General features: G+C 64.1%; 16 protein-coding genes. 13 read left to right on the top strand and 3 right to left on the bottom strand.

Annotated features, from left to right (window positions below):
- Positions 1-49: 49 nt before the first annotated feature.
- Positions 50-1,084 (bottom strand): aldo/keto reductase, encoded by a 1,035-nt coding sequence (locus tag BUB23_RS11720; protein ID WP_073103300.1) that lies wholly within the window; start codon positions 1,082-1,084, stop codon positions 50-52.
- A gap of 271 nt (positions 1,085-1,355) precedes the next feature.
- Between BUB23_RS11720 and BUB23_RS11715 the strand changes: the two genes are divergently transcribed.
- From BUB23_RS11715 to BUB23_RS11705, 3 genes are all read left to right on the top strand, one after another.
- Positions 1,356-1,775 (top strand): DUF411 domain-containing protein, encoded by a 420-nt coding sequence (locus BUB23_RS11715; RefSeq protein WP_073103299.1) that lies wholly within the window; start codon positions 1,356-1,358, stop codon positions 1,773-1,775.
- A 105-nt stretch (positions 1,776-1,880) separates the two neighbouring features.
- On the top strand, positions 1,881-2,951 hold the full coding sequence (locus BUB23_RS11710) for a flavodoxin family protein (RefSeq protein ID WP_073103298.1): 1,071 nt from the start codon (positions 1,881-1,883) through the stop codon (positions 2,949-2,951).
- Between the two features lie 33 nt (positions 2,952-2,984).
- A complete protein-coding gene (locus BUB23_RS11705) occupies positions 2,985-5,240 on the top strand; it encodes a mechanosensitive ion channel family protein (RefSeq protein ID WP_084135978.1) in 2,256 nt (751 codons plus the stop codon).
- Here the strand turns inward: BUB23_RS11705 and BUB23_RS11700 are convergent.
- A complete protein-coding gene (locus BUB23_RS11700) occupies positions 5,227-6,450 on the bottom strand; it encodes an MFS transporter (RefSeq protein WP_073103296.1) in 1,224 nt (407 codons plus the stop codon). The genes BUB23_RS11705 and BUB23_RS11700 overlap by 14 nt on opposite strands.
- 155 nt (positions 6,451-6,605) lie before the next feature.
- On the opposite strand from BUB23_RS11700, the gene BUB23_RS11695 reads away from it, so the two are divergent.
- The 4 genes from BUB23_RS11695 to BUB23_RS11680 are packed head-to-tail and all read left to right on the top strand — an operon-like array spanning position 6,606 to position 9,376.
- A complete protein-coding gene (locus BUB23_RS11695) occupies positions 6,606-6,911 on the top strand; it encodes a putative quinol monooxygenase (protein ID WP_073103295.1) in 306 nt (101 codons plus the stop codon).
- Positions 6,912-6,954: 43 nt separating this feature from the next.
- Positions 6,955-7,782 carry a M90 family metallopeptidase gene (locus BUB23_RS11690; protein WP_073103294.1) on the top strand — a complete coding sequence of 276 codons (828 nt, stop codon included), beginning with the start codon at positions 6,955-6,957 and terminating at the stop codon, positions 7,780-7,782.
- Complete coding sequence (locus tag BUB23_RS11685; protein WP_073103293.1) at positions 7,766-8,200, top strand: DUF1810 domain-containing protein; 435 nt, start codon at positions 7,766-7,768, stop codon at positions 8,198-8,200. Before BUB23_RS11690 ends, BUB23_RS11685 begins: the two co-directional genes overlap by 17 nt.
- A 6-nt stretch (positions 8,201-8,206) precedes the next feature.
- Positions 8,207-9,376 carry a metallophosphoesterase gene (locus tag BUB23_RS11680; RefSeq protein ID WP_073103292.1) on the top strand — a complete coding sequence of 390 codons (1,170 nt, stop codon included), beginning with the start codon at positions 8,207-8,209 and terminating at the stop codon, positions 9,374-9,376.
- 41 nt (positions 9,377-9,417) lie between these two features.
- Here BUB23_RS11680 and BUB23_RS11675 read toward each other — a convergent pair whose 3' ends face one another.
- The gene (locus BUB23_RS11675) at positions 9,418-10,206 is read right to left on the bottom strand and encodes an SDR family NAD(P)-dependent oxidoreductase (protein WP_073103291.1); all 789 of its coding nucleotides are present in this window, start codon (positions 10,204-10,206) and stop codon (positions 9,418-9,420) included.
- Positions 10,207-10,452: 246 nt separating this feature from the next.
- Here BUB23_RS11675 and BUB23_RS11670 point away from each other — a divergent pair, with 246 nt between their 5' ends.
- The 6 genes from BUB23_RS11670 to BUB23_RS11645 all read left to right on the top strand — a co-directional run bounded on the left by BUB23_RS11670 (position 10,453) and on the right by BUB23_RS11645 (position 17,542).
- Positions 10,453-11,499 (top strand): ABC transporter substrate-binding protein, encoded by a 1,047-nt coding sequence (locus tag BUB23_RS11670; protein WP_073103290.1) that lies wholly within the window; start codon positions 10,453-10,455, stop codon positions 11,497-11,499.
- Between the two features lie 8 nt (positions 11,500-11,507).
- The gene (locus BUB23_RS11665; protein WP_073103289.1) at positions 11,508-12,569 is read left to right on the top strand and encodes an ABC transporter ATP-binding protein; all 1,062 of its coding nucleotides are present in this window, start codon (positions 11,508-11,510) and stop codon (positions 12,567-12,569) included.
- 4 nt (positions 12,570-12,573) lie between these two features.
- Complete coding sequence (locus tag BUB23_RS11660) at positions 12,574-14,283, top strand: ABC transporter permease (RefSeq protein ID WP_073103288.1); 1,710 nt, start codon at positions 12,574-12,576, stop codon at positions 14,281-14,283.
- 69 nt (positions 14,284-14,352) lie between these two features.
- A complete protein-coding gene (locus tag BUB23_RS11655) occupies positions 14,353-15,162 on the top strand; it encodes an aldolase/citrate lyase family protein (RefSeq protein WP_073103287.1) in 810 nt (269 codons plus the stop codon).
- A 69-nt stretch (positions 15,163-15,231) separates the two neighbouring features.
- Positions 15,232-16,155 (top strand): LysR family transcriptional regulator, encoded by a 924-nt coding sequence (locus BUB23_RS11650; protein ID WP_073103286.1) that lies wholly within the window; start codon positions 15,232-15,234, stop codon positions 16,153-16,155.
- A gap of 241 nt (positions 16,156-16,396) precedes the next feature.
- On the top strand, positions 16,397-17,542 hold the full coding sequence (locus BUB23_RS11645; RefSeq protein ID WP_073103285.1) for a polysaccharide pyruvyl transferase family protein: 1,146 nt from the start codon (positions 16,397-16,399) through the stop codon (positions 17,540-17,542).

Raw genomic sequence — 17,542 nt, 5'->3', positions numbered from 1 at the left:
GTCGCTCCTGGAATGCCGGCGCCAGCGCCGGGGCGGAAGTTCGAGGGCGCTACGCCATCTGCTCGCGCCGCGGCGCGCCCTGGCGCTCGAGCATCCACCCCGGATATTCGGACGGCAGCGCGCTGACTTTGGCCAGTGTAGCGAGTTCTTCGTCGTTCAGCCTGACCTGCGTCGCCCCGATATTGTCCTGGAGCTGCTCGACACGCTTGGCGCCGACGATCACGCTGGTCACCGTCTTCTGGTGCAGCAGCCAGGCGAGCGCGATCTGCGCCACGGAAACGCTTTTGGCCTGGGCGATATCGCGCATCGCATCGACGCAGTCATAGGCCCGCTCCACATTGACCGGAGGAAAGTCGAATTTGCTGCGGCGGCTGCCTTCTTCGGGCTGCACATTGCGCCCGTACTTGCCGCTAAGCAGGCCGCCGGCGAGCGGGCTCCAGACCAGCAGGCCGACGTCTTCGCTCTGCAGGAGCGGAATCAGTTCGCGTTCGAGATCGCGGCCGGCTATGGTGTAGTAAGCCTGCAGCGACTCGAACCGCGCGAGCCCGAGGCGCTCCGAGATGCCCAGCGCTTTCATGATCTGCCAGGCGGCCCAGTTGGATACGCCGATGTAGCGCACATGGCCTTGCTGGACCAGGCTGTCGAGCGCGAGCAGCGCCGCTTCGATCGGCGTGGCGGGGTCGAAGCCATGGATCTGGTACAGATCGATATGGTCCAGTTGCAGGCGCGCAAGGCTGGCCTTGACGCCCTCCATGATGTGGTAGCGGGACAAGCCGCGCGAATTGACGCCTTTGGCGCCGGTCTCGCCAAACACTTTGGTGGCGACGACCACGTTCTCGCGCGCGACTCCCAGATTCCTGAGCGCCTGGCCCGTAATGATTTCCGAGCGGCCGTCCGAGTAGACGTCGGCGGTATCGATGAAGTTGATACCGGCGTCCAGGGCGTGGCCGATCAGCTGGTCGGCCTGCGCCTGCTGCAGATCACCGATCTGGCCCCAAATCCCTTCGCCGCCGCCGAAAGTCATGGTTCCAAGGCAGAGCTCCGAAACGAATAGGCCGGTACGTCCGAATTTTTTATAACGCATGCTATTGACTCCTGTTGTTGCGCTTCTGTGCGCCTGTTGCAGTATGCGATTCCCTGGCCGATTCCCGATGCTCGATCCTGTCTTTCTGTTGCCCGATCCTGCAAAAGTGGGCGCAAGCGGCGGGCGTGCCGGCGGCGCGCGCCGGGCATGCGCCCGGGCATTTCCGGCCATGGCGCTTGACTTTCCAGCCATGGGAAGGTCTATATTCCGTCTCGCTGCCCCGCGGGCCACGGCGGCGGCTGGGCATAATTCTCGACTCAAAGGAAATATCATGGCGAAGACAATCTGGTTTGGCGCTGCGCTTCTGGCGGCGGCGACCGCCACGCAGGCGGCCGCGGCATCGATCACGGTCTATCAGGACCCCGACTGCGGCTGTTGCTCCGGCTGGGTTCAGCATATGCAAGCATCCGGCTTTACCGTGGCCGCTGTCAAGACCCGCGATATGGCGGCGGTCAAGGCCAGGCTGGGCGTGCCCGGCGAACTGGCATCCTGCCACACCGCCATCGTCGACGCTTCGGGGCAGGTCATCGAAGGCCATGTGCCCGCCGCGGCGGTCAACAAGCTGATCGCCGATCCGTCGATAAAAGGGGCGGCCGCGCCGGGCATGCCGGCGAATTCGCCTGGCATGGGGCAAATGGACGGCAAGCTGGTCACGGTGGATTTCAACGGCAAGCCGCTGTCGCGCGACTGATCCGCCGGAGCGCTGGCAGCGCATCCCGGGCGCGGGAACAATAATTGCCGCCACGGCCGGCAGGGCGCAGAGCAGCGCCCCGATGTCCAAGCCAAGGAGGCCGATATGATAGAACCGCGCACGGGGCAGGCGCCCGAGCCGCTGGACCGCGACCAATTCCATCGGGCCTTTTCCCGTTCGTTCGTCGATCCGGCGTTCGACAGCGCCAGGGACGCCGTGGCGCAAGTGGAAGAGATTGCATGGTCCAACTATGTCAATGGGCATAAATCGCCCCTGACTCAAAAGGCCGGACCCGAATTTGCCGATCCCGACTACGATTTGTCCGTGGAGTGGAAGGCCACCCGCGACAGGCTGATCAAAGCCCGGGCGGCGCAGCAAGACGCGGCCACCCGGTCGCGCGTCCTGCTGATTTGCGGCGCCGCCCGCAACGACGGCAGTTGTCCGGGCGAAATCTCGAAAACCTTCCGCTTGACCCAATTGGCCAGGGAAGTCCTGCTTGCCGACGGCATGGACGTGGACCTCCTCGACCTGAGCCTGCTCACCTCCGGCTACGATAAGCATATCCATCCGTGCAAGGCCTGTGTCTCCACGGCGATGCCTTTATGCCACTGGCCATGCAGCTGCTATCCCAACCATGGCCAGCGCCAGACCAGCGACTGGATGGCGGAGATCTACGAAAAATGGACCGCGGCGCACGCCGTCATCATCCTGACCCCGGTGTATTGGTATCAGGCGCCCAGCGTGCTGAAACTGATGATAGACCGCCTGGTCTGCGCCGATGGCGGCAACCCCGACCTGACGACCACATCCGGCAAGGACGCCGCCAAGGCGAAGGCAATCGAAATGGCCGGCTGGGATTATCCCAAGCATCTGGCGGGGCGCGCGTATGGGCTTGTGGTCCACGGCGATGTGGCCGGCACGGAAAGCCTGCGCCGCGGGCTGAGCGACTGGCTGGACTGGATGGGATTGCTCGACGCGGGTTCGATGGCGCGCCTGGATCGCTATATTGGATACTATGATACCTATGCGCAGAGCCACGAAGCGCTGGACCGCGACACAGGCGTGCAGGAGGAAGTGCGCAATGTGGCGCGGGCGGTGGCACGCGCCGTCAGGCTGCTGCGGGCGAACCGCTTGCCGGCGCCCGATGCCAAGCTCAAAAGCCCCAGGCCGAAATAACCCTGGTCCGTCAACACTCATCTATCATTGCCTATGTCTTTCTCCCGATGGAATCATGCGATCGCACTTGTTTTATTGACTGTGTTCCTGGCGCTGTCGGCGGCGCAGGGCGCACATGCCGCCGAACCGGCGGCCGCCCCGGCCGGCGACCGATCCGCCCTGACGCCGGAGCAAGCCAGGCATACACTGGCCATCCTGCGGGATGACGCCAAGCGGGCCGAGCTCGAACAAACGCTCAGCGCCATCGCCCAGGCGACGGAAAGCAGCGCAGCCGCCGAGCCCGCGGCCGCGGCGCAGGAGGAAGAAGCGCCCATCGCATTGACCGAGGACGGCCTGCTGGCCCAGTTGCTCAAGGTGACAGGCCAGCGGCTGGAGGCGGTCGCGGACTGGCTGCGCCTGAGCGGGCGCACCGTGATCGGATTGGGCTCGACGGCGCAATGGTGGCAAACCCATATGGGCGCCGCGGAGCAGCGCAGCGCCGCGCTGCTTGCCTTGTTCAAAGTGATGGCCATACTTGCCGGCGCGCTGCTGGCCGAGTGGCTGCTGCGCCGGCTGCTGGGGCGCGCCCGCGGGCTGCTGCACCGTGGCGCGCCCGCGCAGGCGGCCGCCGCCGAGCCCTCGCCGCGCGCCGCCGACCGCTACCTGAGCCTGTTGCGCCGCTTTCCGTTCGCCCTGGCGCGCGGCGTGCTGGAACTGCTGCCCCTGCTGGCGTTTCTGGCGGTGGCCAGCCTGCTGGCAAGCGCGCTCAGCGGGCGCGGCGGCGCCCTTTACAACGCGACGCTGATCATCATCGAAGCATACGCCACGGCGCGCATCTCGCTTGCCGTATTGCGCCTGATCATCTCGCCGGACCGGCAAAGCCTGCGCCTGCTGCACATTGGAGACGCGGCCGCCATGTATCTATACCGCTGGCTGTCATGGATAATGATCATCGCCGTCTCGGGCACGGCCGCGGCGAATGTGCTGCTTGAAGCGGGGGCAGGCGCGGACACCCATGAGGCGCTTTCCAAGCTGGTTGGACTGCTGGTGCATATCCTGTTGCTGGCCATGGTCTGGCGCAGCCGCAAAGCGACGGCGGCGGCCATCCGGGGCGCTGCGGATCACCGCCTGTCCGGCATAAGAAGGGTCCTGGCCGACATCTGGCCCTACCTGGCCACGGTTTTCATCATTGCCGTGTGGCTGTTGTGGTCGGCCGGAACACAGAACGGCTTTCAGCGCCTGGTCCACTTCTTTGGCTGGTCGGCGGCGGTCCTGATAGGCGCGAGCCTGGTTTCGATTTTCGCATTGGGCGCCATCGACCGCGCATTCATCCGCGACGAGGAAGCTTCGGCGGGGCAGGAGGCGGCGGCGGGCACGCGCAACGCCTATCAATTGCTCATGCACCGCGTCATCTATATCGTGATCGCGCTGCTCACCGCCCTGGCGCTGCTGCAGGTCTGGGGGGTCGATACGCGGGCCTGGTTCCTGGAAGGATCAGTGGGCCGGCGCCTGGCCTCCGCGGCCGGCACCATAGGCGTGACCTGCGTCCTGGCCGTGGCCGCGTGGGAAGCCCTGAATATCATGATAGGCCGCCGCCTCGACCGGTGGCGGCTGGCAGGCGACATGGCGCGGGCCGCGCGCCTGCGCACGCTGGTGCCCATGGTGCGCACCACCCTGTTCGTCATCATTGCCATGATCGTATTATTCACCGCGCTGAGCCAGCTGGGGATCAATATCGCGCCGCTGCTGGCGGGCGCCAGCATCATTGGCGTCGCCCTGGGCTTCGGCTCGCAGAAGCTGGTCCAGGACTTCATCACAGGGATATTCCTGCTGATGGAAAACGCCATGCAGGTCGGCGACTGGGTCACTGTCGCCGGCCTGTCGGGCAGCGTCGAATACCTGTCGATACGCACCGTCCGCCTGCGCGCCGGCGACGGTTCCCTCCATGTCGTGCCATTCAGTTCCGTGTCGACCGTCACGAACACCAATCGCGGCATAGGCAACGCCGCCGTCAAGGTCAGCGTCACGGCGGACTCCAACGTCGACGAAGTGTTCAGCGCCATCAAAAGCGTAGGCGACGGCATGCGCGCCGATCCGAAATTCAAGGATCTCATTCTGGCCGACATCGAAGTGTGGGGAGTGGACCAGGTCGACGGTTCCATGATCACCGTCGCCGGCCAGATACGAACGCTGGACAAAGGCCGCTGGCCTGTGCAGCGCGAATTCAACCGGCGCATCCTGCAATGCTTTCGAGACCGCCAGATCCAGTTCGTCAACCCCAAGGAAACCTGGGTCATTAGCGCCGGCTAGCGCGCTTTCCCTTGCGTGGCAGGAAAGCAATGACCAGCAGGCCGCTGGCGCCGGTACATGCAAAGGCGTAATCATAGCGGCCGCTGACCGCCACGAAGGCGGCGAAGAGGGCGGGCGCCAGCATATTGACCAAGTTGACCAGGATGCTGGATCCCGCCGCGGTCTCCGAAATCAGCTTCGGCGGCGACAGCCGCGCCACCTCCGCGATCTGCACGCCATTCCAGCTCGCCACCGAACAGCCCGCGACAAACGCCAGGACGACAATAATCCACAAGGGCCATGTCGGATCGCTCAGCCCCAGCAGCACCGTCGTCCCTGCCGAGATGAGGGCGGCCACCGACAGCGTGGCGGTAGCCGAATGCATGCGATCGGCGAGCCAGCCCAGCCCGACGCGGCCGATGACGCCGCCAGTCTGCATCACGGCGAACACCGCGCCGGCCAGCCCGAGGGAATAGCCCAGGCCGTCGATCAGGTAGATGACCAGAAAGGTGAACCAGCAGCTTTGCGCGACGGCAAAGAGGCTGCCGACTATGGACATCTTCAGGAGTCCGGTGCCCTGCGTCAGTGAGCGCAAGGGCACGATGAGCGCGCGCAGCGAACTGAGCCGCGGCAGCGGCAAGAACCGCCTGCGGGATACCCCCGGTTCGTCTATGCCGGCGCTCATGCGCCACGTCAATACGGTGGGAAGCACGACCAGGCAGGCCCCGGCGAACAGCGCCCAGCGCCATCCGGCCAGGAGCACGATGGCGGGAATGGCCAGCCCCGCTATCACACCGCCCAGCGGCACTCCCGCCTGCTTGATGGAAAAAATCAGATTGCGCATTTCCGGCGGCGAGAACCGCTGCAGGACTTCGCTGCCGGCGGGGTTGGCCGCGCCATTGCTCAAGCCCATTACAAAACAGGCTATCAGCGCGACGCTAAGGCTGGAATGCAGAAGGAACGCCATGCTGGCGGCCCCGATCAGCAAGGTCAGCTGCAATGCGCGGATCCCTCCCATCAGCCTGAACAGGCCGGAACCCACCATGAGTATGGCCAGGCCGCCCAGCGAGTTGGCCGCCGTCAAATAGCCTATCGAGCTGCCGTCCCAGCCGAATTCGCTGGACAGCGCGGGTGAAATGATGGGGATGAATCGGCTCAGGAATGCCGCCGTGGTCTGGAGAATGAAAATCGCCGCTACGGGTATAAGCCAGCTGGGCGCGGCCTTTGTCATTGGGTATCTCTTATGTCTTTTTTTGCTGGAAGTGCAAAAGCGATTCTACCCTACTGTAAATGTTGTAATCTCTGGAATCGATACTTGCCCGTTCGCCAGCGGTACGCGGCGCGCCGGCGAGAACGCCTCTTTTTCAACCCCTGCCGGAAAACAATATGCTTGAAGCCTTGATTGTAGAGTTCAAAATCAAACCGGAGTTTGTCGAGGATTTCGCCCTGGCCATCCAGAAAAACGCCGCGTCGGCGCTGGAACACGAAGCGGGCTGCCGCTACTTCGACATATGCCGCGACCCCGCCGACGCGTCGCTGTTTTTTCTATATGAGCTCTACGAAAACGAGGACGCGATAGAGGCGCACCGGAACTCCAAGCACTATCAGGAATTCGCCGCGCTGAGCACTGACTGGGTAGCTGGCAAAAGCGTGCGCAAAATGCGGCGCATCGGCGCATCCACACTGGGCTGAGCCCTTGCGCGGCGACGCCTGCCGCCGGGGCCGACTACCTCTTATGAACGCTTTGCTGATTCTTGCCATCATCGTGGCCGCGATAGTGCTGGCGGAATGGATACCGAAGCTGCGCCTGAAGCGCGCCGTCCAGGCGCGCTTTCCCGAGCACTTCGTCGCGATCCTGGAAAAGAATGTTCCCGTGTATCCACGGCTGCCCGCGGAACTGCGCGGGCAATTGCATGGGCTGATCAAGCAGTTTCTCCATCAGAAGAATTTCCACGGCTGCGGCGGGCTGGAGATCACCGACGAGATGAGGGTGACGATAGCCGGCCAGGCCTGTCTGCTGCTGTTGAATCGCAGGACGCGGGTCTATCCGGGTCTGTGGTCGGTGCTGGTCTATCCTGGCGCGTTTATCGCTCCGCGCACGGAACTGGCCCCCGGCGGGGTGGTCATAGACGGCGAGGAGGACCTCTTGGGAGAGTCCTGGGGCGACGGCCGGGTGGTGCTGGCGTGGGATCATGTGCGGCAGGGCGCCGGAGACTTCACGGACGGGCATAATGTGGTGCTGCACGAGTTCGCGCATCAACTGGACGACGAATCCGGCGCCGCCGACGGCGCGCCCATTCTGGGCAGCCAGGCGAATTACCGCGACTGGGCGGCGGTGCTGTCGCGCGAGTTCGCGGCCCTGCGGTCGGACGTCCTGCATCAGGACGAAACCGTGCTCGACGAATACGGCGCGACGGATCCGGCGGAATTCTTCGCGGTGGCGACGGAGACCTTTTTCGAGAAACCAGTGGAACTTGCCGAGCATCATCCGGAATTGTTTGAAGAACTGAAGAAATACTATCGGGTCGACCCGCGGGAGTGGCTACATGGCAGATCCCTATAAACTGCAGCGTTTCATGGATGCGCAAGACCCCGTCTTCGAGCAGGTTCGCGCGGAACTGCGCGCCGGCCGGAAACGCAGCCATTGGATGTGGTTCATCTTCCCGCAAATCGAAGGCCTGGGCCGCAGCGCCATGGCGCGGGAATTCGCGATCGCCTCGCGCCAGGAAGCGGTCGCGTATTCAAGCCATCCGCTGCTCGGCGCGAGGCTGATGGAATGCACCCGACTGGTCAATGCCGTCGAGGGACTGCCGATAACGCAGATCTTCGGCCATACCGACGCCATGAAATTCCGCTCGTGCATGACTTTGTTTGCCAGCGCCTCGCCCGACCGGCAGGTTTTCGACTATGCCCTGCAAAAATACTTCGACGGCCAGCCCGATGCAGCCACGCTCGAACGCCTGGGCGAGCGGGGCGGTTGAACGGCCATGCAGCGCTTTTCCTTTTTTCTTCGCCTTCCCGTCATTCTGGCGCTGAGCCACACCTATGTGGCGATGCGCCTGGCCGCGGCCGCGCCGGCGGGGCCGGGCCGCTGGCTTGCGGCCTCGACGTTGCTGCTGACCTATGTATTGATACTGGGCGGCTTCTTTTCGCGCCGTTCCGTCGGGCGGCCCGCCGGCGACGCGATGGCCTGGATCGGCTTCCTGTTCCTGGGCCTGTTTTCCTGGCTGTTCGTCCTGACCCTGCTGCGCGACATGCTCCTATTGGCGGCGGCTGCCGTCAATGCCGCAGGCGGCGGGCTGACAGGCGCGCCGGCTTACGCCGCGCTGCATTCGGCCAGCGCCATCGCGGTGCCTGTCCTGGGCCTGGCCGCGGTCTTGCTGGGCCTGGTGAACGCCAGGCGGAGGGCGAGGGTGGTCGACATCGAGGTACGGATCGATGATCTGCCCTTGGCCCTGCAGGGCTTGACCATCGTGCAGATCTCCGACCTGCATGTCGGGCCGACGATCAAGCGCGCTTACGTCGCCGCGATCGTCGACGCCGTCAACCGGCTCTCGCCTGACGTCATCGCCCTTACCGGCGACCTGGTCGACGGCAGCGTGGCCCGGCTTGGCGAGCACACCCAGCCGCTGGCAAGGCTACAGGCGCGCCACGGCGTATATGCCGTCACGGGCAACCATGAATACTACTCGGGCGCGGAACAGTGGGTCGCCGAGTTCCGCCGCCTGGGATTGCGGGTGCTCATGAACGAGCATCAGGTGCTGGCGCGGCAGGGCGTCGAATTCGTCGTGGCCGGCGTCACGGATTTCGGCGCGGGAGGGTTCAGCGCCGCGCAGGCGAGCGACCCCGCGCAGGCGTTGAGCGGCGCGCCGGCCAGCGCCGCGGTCAGGATCCTGCTGGCCCATCAGCCCAGGAGCGCGCCGGCCGGCGCCGCCGCGGGTTTCGATCTGCAGTTGTCGGGCCATACCCACGGCGGCCAGTTCTGGCCCTGGCAGTACTTCGTGCCGCTGCAGCAGCCCTTCGTCGCGGGCCTGCACCGGCAGGGCCGCATGCAGGTATATGTCAGCCGCGGCGCGGGCTACTGGGGGCCGCCCATGCGCATCGGCGCGCGCTCGGAAATCAGCCGGATCCGGCTGACAGGCGCGGGCCCGGCCTAGTGTCCTGTCAGACACAAGGCGCAAACCGCGGCGATAGGACACTAGACCACCATGGGTGTCGCGGCGCCGTCCATGGACAGGATCGCGCCCGAGATATAGCCCGCCTGCGGCGATGACAGGAACAGCACCGCGTTGGCGATGTCTTCGGGCGAGGCTATGCGGCCCAGAGGCATCTTGGCCTGCGCCTGCTGCAGCGCGAGTTCGGTGGAGATATTGCGCGCCCGCGCCTCGGCCTCCAGTCCCTGCGCCATGCGGTCGGTCAGCGTGATCGATGGGTTGACCGCGTTGACCCGCACGCCCAGCGGGCCATAGGCGGCGGCCAGGCCGGCGCTGGCCAGCATCAACGCCGCGTTCGCGGCCCCGCCCGAGATATGGGTGGTGCTGGCGACCTTGCCGCCCATGCCCACGATGTTCACGATGGCTCCGCTGCCGCGCTCGCCCATGCGTTTGATCAGGGGGTCGATCACGTTTATGTAGCTGAAGAATTTTGCCTGCATCGAGTTTTGCCAGACCCCGGGCGTGAGTTCGCCAAATGGCGTGCGGCGCGCGGCGCCGGCGGAATTGACCAGGATGTCGATTGCGCCGCCGGCGGCCTGCGCGGCGTCCAGCATGGCAGCGGCGGCGGCCGCGTCGACCAGGTCGGCGCTGTAGCCGACAGCGTCGAAACCCTGGCCGCGCAATTGGGCGATGGCCGAGTCCAGATGCTCCTGGCTGCGTCCAACCAGACTGAGCTTGGCGCCTTCGCGCGCGAAGCCAAGCGCGCACGCCAGGCCGATGCCGCGGCTGCCGCCTGTGATGAGAACGTGTTTGCCAGTTAATTGCAGGTCCATGGGGTGCTTCCTTTCGGTTGGAGGGAGGAGGGTGGCGTCATACAGCGCCGTAGTTTGTCCCGCCGGAGGCGGCGGCGTCAAGCAAGATTGTCGCAGCGGCGCATCCGGGGAGGCCGAACCGCCTTTCATTCATCTTTTATTAACTCCGATTTTGGCACTTGCGAAATCCACCCGGCCGGAGATCGGGCATCATGGCTTGTCGCCTGCCGCGGCAGGCCGTGACCCCATAGCCAGGAGGTGGTGACCATGTTCGTCCTATCCCGCGCACACCTGCAAATCGCCCTGATGATATTGGCACTGGCGGCGCTCGGCCCCCGCGGGGCGGCGGCCAGCGATCCCGCCCTGGTGGCGGCCGCGGAAAAGGAGGGCAGCCTGGTGGTCTATGGCTGCGATCCTCCGCAGACGCCGGTCTATATCGAGGCTTTCAAGAAGCGCTATCCCAAGATCCAGGTTTCCTCGTATCTGGCCGGCTGCTGGCAGATATACAACCGCCACGTGACGGAGCGCAAGGCCAGGAAACAGGCCGCCGACGTTTTTTTCTCGCTGGAAGACGTATTGACCAAGATGCAGGATGAAAAACTGCTTCAGGCATACAGATCTCCCGAGCTCGGCAACTTCCCGCCCGACGCGGCCCCGGCGGACAAGGACTATCTGCGCGTGAAGACACTCATCCTGGGCATAGGAGCCAACAAGTCCTACCTGAACGGCATGCAGCCGCCGCGTGACTGGTTCGACTTCGCCGACCCCAGAAAGGAGTGGCAAGGTCAAATCACCTTCTTCGATCCCCGCACGTCTTCGGCGGCGTTCTCGCTATTGGCCGCGCTCTACCAGAACTTCGGCGAGCAGAAGGCTGTCTCGATCTATCAGGGGCTGGTCAAGTCGGGGGCCGAACTTACGCCGACTACGCCGGCGGGCCTCTCGAAGATGCTGTCCGGCGAGAAGCCGCTGATGTTCTACGTCGTCAACAACCACTACAGCGGGGCCGTCGCCAAAGGGGCGCCGCTGGAATTCATTCCGCCCGCGTCGGGCACGATATCCACGCCGTTCTCCATCGCGGTGCTCGAGGGCGCGCCCCATCCGCAGGCGGCGCGGCTGTTCGTCGATTTCATGATGAGCGATGTCCAGGACATCATTCACAAGGCCAACGAGTACGCCCTGCGCAAGGGCATTCCCGCGCCCGCGGGCATGCCGGATCTGGCCACGGTGAAAGTGCTGCCGCTGGATATCGCCGCGGCGCTCAGGGACCAGCCCAAACTGATCGAAATGTGGCAGCGCGCGACTGGCATCAGGTGAGCCTATCCATGTCGATAGCCGTCGAGCAGCTCAGAAAATCTTTCGGGTCGCAGCAGGTGCTGGATTCCATAAGCGAGAGCTTCGCACAGGGATGCATTTCGGTTTTGCTGGGCGCCAGCGGCTGCGGCAAGACGACTACGCTGCGTTGCATAGCCGGCCTGGAAAGGCCGACAGGAGGGCGCATTGTGATCGACGAATGCACGGTCTACCAGGAGTCGCCGCCGGTGTGGGTGCCGCCCGAACGCCGCCGTGTCGCAATGGTGTTCCAGTCATATGCGATATGGCCGCACATGACGGTGTTCGAGAACGTGGCGCTGCCCTTGGTGGCGGCGGGCATGGGCAAGCCGGCGATCAAGCAGGCCGTGCTCGAAACACTGCATATGGTGGGCCTTGACAGCTATGCCGGGCGCAGCGTCACCGAGCTTTCCGGCGGCCAGCAGCAGCGGGTCGCCCTGTCGCGCTGCATTGTCTCGGAATCCCCCGTCATTCTGATGGATGAGCCTCTGTCCAACCTGGACGCCAGGCTGCGCATCGCCATGCGCGGCGAAGTCCGCGAACTCCAGCGGCGGCTCAAGCGCACCATCCTGTTTGTGACGCACGATCAGGAAGAGGCCATGTCGATCGCCGACACGGTCTACCTTTATCACGATGGCCGGGTCATCCAGAAAGGCGCGCCCAAGGACATCTATGACAATCCGGCCAGCCGGTACGCCGCCGAATTCCTGGGGCGCGCCAATATACTGTCCAACTACGAGTGGACCGAGGGGCCGCGCGGCGCCGCCTACAGGCTCGCCGGCGGCGCCTGCCTGCCCGCGGCGCCGGGCGGGCCGCCAGCGCAGGGCGCCATGCTGTGCATACGGCCGGAAAAATGGCGCCTCGTCAATCCCGAGCGCGCCGCCATCGCCGGGCGCATCGCCAGCACCAGTTTCATCGGCGACCGCACTGAATACTGGATCGATACCGCCTTCGGCCAGATCGCCGCCGTGGAACTCAATGCGGCCGTGCGGCGGCCAGGCGAGGCCGTGGGCCTGGAAGTCGCGGCCCACGACATCCGGATAATCGGAGAATAGGCGTATGTCCGCGCAGCCCGGGCCCGAAGCGTTCAAGCGCAGGCTGCCGATGATGGCCGGCCTTGCCCTGCTGGCTTTCCTCAGCCTCGCGCTGATCGTTGCGCCATTGGCGGCGATCCTGTATCGCGCCGTGGTGAATGTGGACCAGGGCACCTGGCGCTTGAGCGGCCAGTATCTCGCCGAGGTCCTCACCAGGAGCATCTACTGGGAGGCCCTGCTCAATACGCTGCTGGTGTCCGCGGGCGCGGCGCTGGTCGCCACGTCGGCCGGCTCCGTATTCGCGTGGATATTCGCCCGCAGCGACGCCATGGGCCGCGGCGCGCTGGAATGGATCAGCCAATTGCCGATCTTCATTCCGCCCTTTGTCGGGGCCATCGCCTGGTCGCTGCTGGCCGCGCCGCGCAGCGGCATCATCAACCGCCTGCTGGACGGCGCGGGCCTGCCGGGCCAGCTGGATGTCTACACCCGCCTCGGCATGCTGCTGGTCATCGGGCTTTACCTGGCGCCGTATGTGATGATGATAGTCGCCGCCGCCATGCGCAGTATCGATCCGAGCCTGGAAGAGGCCGCGCAGGTTTGCGGCTTGACACAGATGCAGACCGCCCGCCGCATCACGGTGCCCTTGCTCGCGCCCGCCATCCTGTCAGGAGGCGCGCTGGCGTTCACCATCGCCATAGGCCTGTTCGGCACGCCCATCGTGCTTGGCTGGTCGCGCCAGATTCTCATGCTGACCTCGCGCATTTGGATCAGCTCCCAGGAAGTGCCCCCCGGCTACGGCATCATGGCAGTGCTGTCCATCTACTTGCTGCTGCTCTCCAGCCTATCGACCTGGCTGCAGCGCAGCATGCAGAGAGGGCGCCATTACACGACCATCACCGGCAAGGGGTTCCGGCCGCGGCAGGTCGAACTGGGGGCATGGCGCTGGGCGGCCACCGCACTGGCGGTGCTGTATGTGGGGGCCACCATTCTAGGGCCCATCGCGGTGCTGATAGCCGCGGCGCTGGCCAAGTACACCTGGTCGGGCCAGTACGCCCTGGCCAACCTCATCGGATACCTTGCGACCGACGACGTCTGGTTCACGTTGCAGAACAGTCTGCTCATTTCGGTGGCGGCGGCCTCCATCGCGACCGCGGCCGGCATCCTGGTGGCATGGATCATCGTCAGGTCGCGGCTGCGCGGCCGCGGCATCCTGGAATACGTGGTCCTGCTGCCGATATCGGTGCCCGGCATCGCATTCGGGGTGGGCCTGATGCTGGTCTGGGTCAATTTGCCGGTAGCGGTCTACGGCACCATGCTGATCATCATTTTGGCGTTCGTCGGGCGCTTCACCGCCTACGCCGTGCGTTCCGTGTCGGCCAGCCTGATACAGGTCCATCCCGAACTCGAGGAAAGCGCGCGCGTATGCGGCTATGGCCCTTTGCGCACCTTCCGCCGCATTACCTTGCCGTTGATCCTGCCCAGCATCGTCGCGGCGTGGCTCTTGCTCTTCAGTTTCTTCATGACCGAATTATCGATGGTCGTGATCCTCTATACGGCGCAGAGCCGCACGTTTTCGGTGCTGGCATTCGAAGCCTGGAATGTGGGAGATTTTTCCCGGCTGGCCAGCTATTCGTTATTGCAGATGGCCATCGGCTTTCTGTTCATGGCGCTGCTCAAGACCTTGTTCCGCCGCCGGGCCGCGCCCAGGTCGTTGCAGCCGATAGCCACCAATTGAAGAAGTAAAGCAGCGCCATCCGGCCTGCTTCGCCGCCCGTCATCACGAGCACTGTTTAGGAGAGCAGTTATGAAGCCCAAGAACCACCTCATGGATACGATGCGGTCCGGACGCACAGCGCTGGGCGTGTGGGCCAATGACCCCGAGACCGCCGAGTTATGCGCGCACCTCGGCCTGGACTGGATCATGATAGACATGATGTTCACCGGCATGGATTTCCACGATGTCCAGAATATGATCCGCAGCTGCGAAGCGGCCGGCATCACGCCGGTGGTGCGCATGCAGACCAATCCCTGGCACGGCTACGATGCGCGTATCGGCGTGGACTTGTCGCGCCTGCAGGGAATAGGGGCCGAGTATGTGCTGATTTCGCATTCCGGCTTGCAGGAAATCGACGAGGCCCTGGAAATCGCCCGGGACTGGCACCGCCGCGCCCTGTGGATCCATCCTTTCGCGAACCGCGAATGGGAGGCGCGCACCACCGAGATGGCCGAAGGCACCTATATTATTCCGCATATGGAAAGCCAGGGCGCCATCGATGACTTCGACGCCATTCTGGACCATCCGGACCTGAAGATGTTCTTCTTCGCGATGACCGACTTGAGCAAGGTGCTGGGCGGAAACTCGAAGAAACCCGATTTCGACAGCCCGCAGCTATGGCAAATGGTCGACAAGGCGGTCAAGAAGGCGCGCGAGCGCGGCATCATGATAGGCGCCAATACCAGCTATGCCTATACGCTGGAGGAAATGCGCCAGCGCGTGCAACGTTTGCATGACGCCGGCATGAACTTTATCATGGTGCAAGGAGCTCAATTCCTGTTCCAGGTCGCAATGATGGATTTCCTGCCCAAGGTCCGCAAGGATCTCGGGCTGATATAGCGCAATCGCCATGCGGCAGCCTCCCGCGCGGAGCCTGGCAGGGGCGCCGCTGCGGGGGGCATATATACCATGACGATACATTTCGATCTGACCGACATGCAGATGATGATCAATATCGGCGATTCGTTCAGCCTGACCCGGGCCGCCGAGAAATCCAACCTGTCGGTGCCCGCCGTCAGCACGCGGGTCAAGAACCTCGAAGACGATTTCCGCACCCGCCTGTTGTACCGCACCAATCAAGGGGTGACGCTCACGCCTTCGGGCGAGGCGCTGGTGCGCCACGCGCGCGCCCTGATGGCGCAGGTGGAAAAGCTGCAGGGCAATATGCGGGAGTTCGCCAACGGCGTGCGCGGGCGGCTGCGCATCATGGGCAACACCACGGCCATGGCCGAGGCCATGCCTTCGATACTGGGGCGTTTCATGGCATCGCATCCCGATATCGGCATGGAAATACGGGAGGATCTCAGCTATCAGATCGTCAAGGCGGTCGCCGATGACAGCGCCGATATCGGCATCGTGGGAGGGCGCCCGCCGGCCGACGGGCTGCAGTTCCTGCCTTATCGAGAAGACAACCTGGTACTGATCGTGCCCAGCGGCCATGCGCTGGCCGGACAGGCTCCCATAGGCTTCGCCGATACCCTGGAATACGACTACATAGGCTTGTCCGAGTGGAGCGCGATCCATTCTTTCCTGGTGCAGACCGCGTCCGCGCTGGGGCGGCCATTCAAGTTCCGCGCGCAGGTGGGCAACTTCGAAGTGGTGTGCCGCATGATAGAAGCGAACCTTGGCATCGGCGTGGTGCCCAAGTCGCTGGCGCAGCGCTATGCGCGCACCATGGACATCGGCATCATTGGCCTCAAGGACGGCTGGTCGCGGCGCCGCCTGCATATTTGCCTGCGCGACCTGGACGCATTGCCGCTGTTCGCCCGCGACCTGGTCGGCATGTTCCTGGCCGATGCCGCGCTCAATGAGCAGGGCGGCGATTTTCATTGACTGGCTGCGCATCATTGAAAAATCCTGCTTTTCGCCGCGGGGCGTCCTCCGGAGCGGCCGGGGACTGGGTTGGCCGCCACCATAGATACTGACATTCTAGACTTTACATAATACACATTATGCGTATATCCCCATGGATGATGCGCTGGTGCGGCAAGGAACGGCGCTTGCTGGAATTATCGCTCTTAGACCTGGCGATCGGCGGCAAAGCGCCCCACCGCGCACTGACATAAAGGCAATCATGGAAAAACGTCCTGTCCGGATCGGTATCTCCGGCTCTTACGGCGGTCTGAACCTCGGCGATGAAGCCATTCTCGAAAGCATCGTGGCGCAACTGCTTGCGGACACGCCGGCGGAGATCACCGTCTTTTCGCGCAACGCGAAAGATACGGAGAGACGGCATCGCATCCACCGGGCCGTGCCGGTGCGCGAGATTTCCCGAAATGAAGCGACGCAAGAGGTGGCCCGGCTGGATTTGTTGATTCTGGGCGGCGGTGGAATCCTGTTTGACGCGGAAATCGACATCTATCTGCGCGAAGTCCTGCTTGCCAATGAGCTGGGAGTTCCGGTGATGGTATACGGCGTCAGCGCGGGCCCTCTTGTAAGGCAGTCCAGCCGCGAACTGGTGCGCTCGGCGCTGACGCCCGCCGCATTGATTACCGTGCGCGATCGTCAAGGCCATCGGCTTCTGGAGGAAGTGGGCTTGCAGCGCGAGATTCACGTGACTGCCGATCCGGCATTGCTGATGAAGGCGCAACCCCTGCCCGATGATGCCCTGATGCGCGAGGGACTGGACATTCCTCGCCGCCGTATCGGCTTTTCAGTGCGGGAGCCGGGACCGGCCGCGCCGGGAATGAGCGCCGACCATTATCATCATCTGCTGGCCAACGCGGCCGATTTCATGGTGCAGCGCCTCGATGCCGATGTGGTCTTCATACCTCTGGAGCGCGACCATCTGGATTTGCAGCACAGCCACGCCGTGGTGGCGCAAATGCAGTGCGCTCAGCGCGCAACCGTGCTCAAGGGCGAGTACAGCCCGGGCCAGGTGATGACCATCATTGGCGGTTTCGAGTTTTGCGTAGGAATGCGCCTGCATTTCCTTATCTTTTCGGCCTTGCAAGGCGTGCCCTTCGTGGCCCTGCCCTATGCCGCCAAAGTGGCCGGCCTCCTGCAGGATCTGGGCATGGACACGCCGCCCATGGACAATGTCAATTCCGGCAAGCTGCTGGCCATGATAGACCATTGCTGGGACTTTCGCGCCAACATTCAGACTCTTATCCGGGAGCGTCTGCCGGCCCTGCAAGAACGGGCGCGCGAGAACAATCGGCTGCTCGTGTCTTTGCTTGGCCAGTTGCGATCCGGGACCGCCGCGGATGGAAGGAGCTGA

This window comes from Pollutimonas bauzanensis (assembly GCF_900129885.1).
Lineage (GTDB): Bacteria > Pseudomonadota > Gammaproteobacteria > Burkholderiales > Burkholderiaceae_B > Pollutimonas > Pollutimonas bauzanensis.
This window is presented reverse-complemented; position numbering and strand designations above follow the sequence as displayed.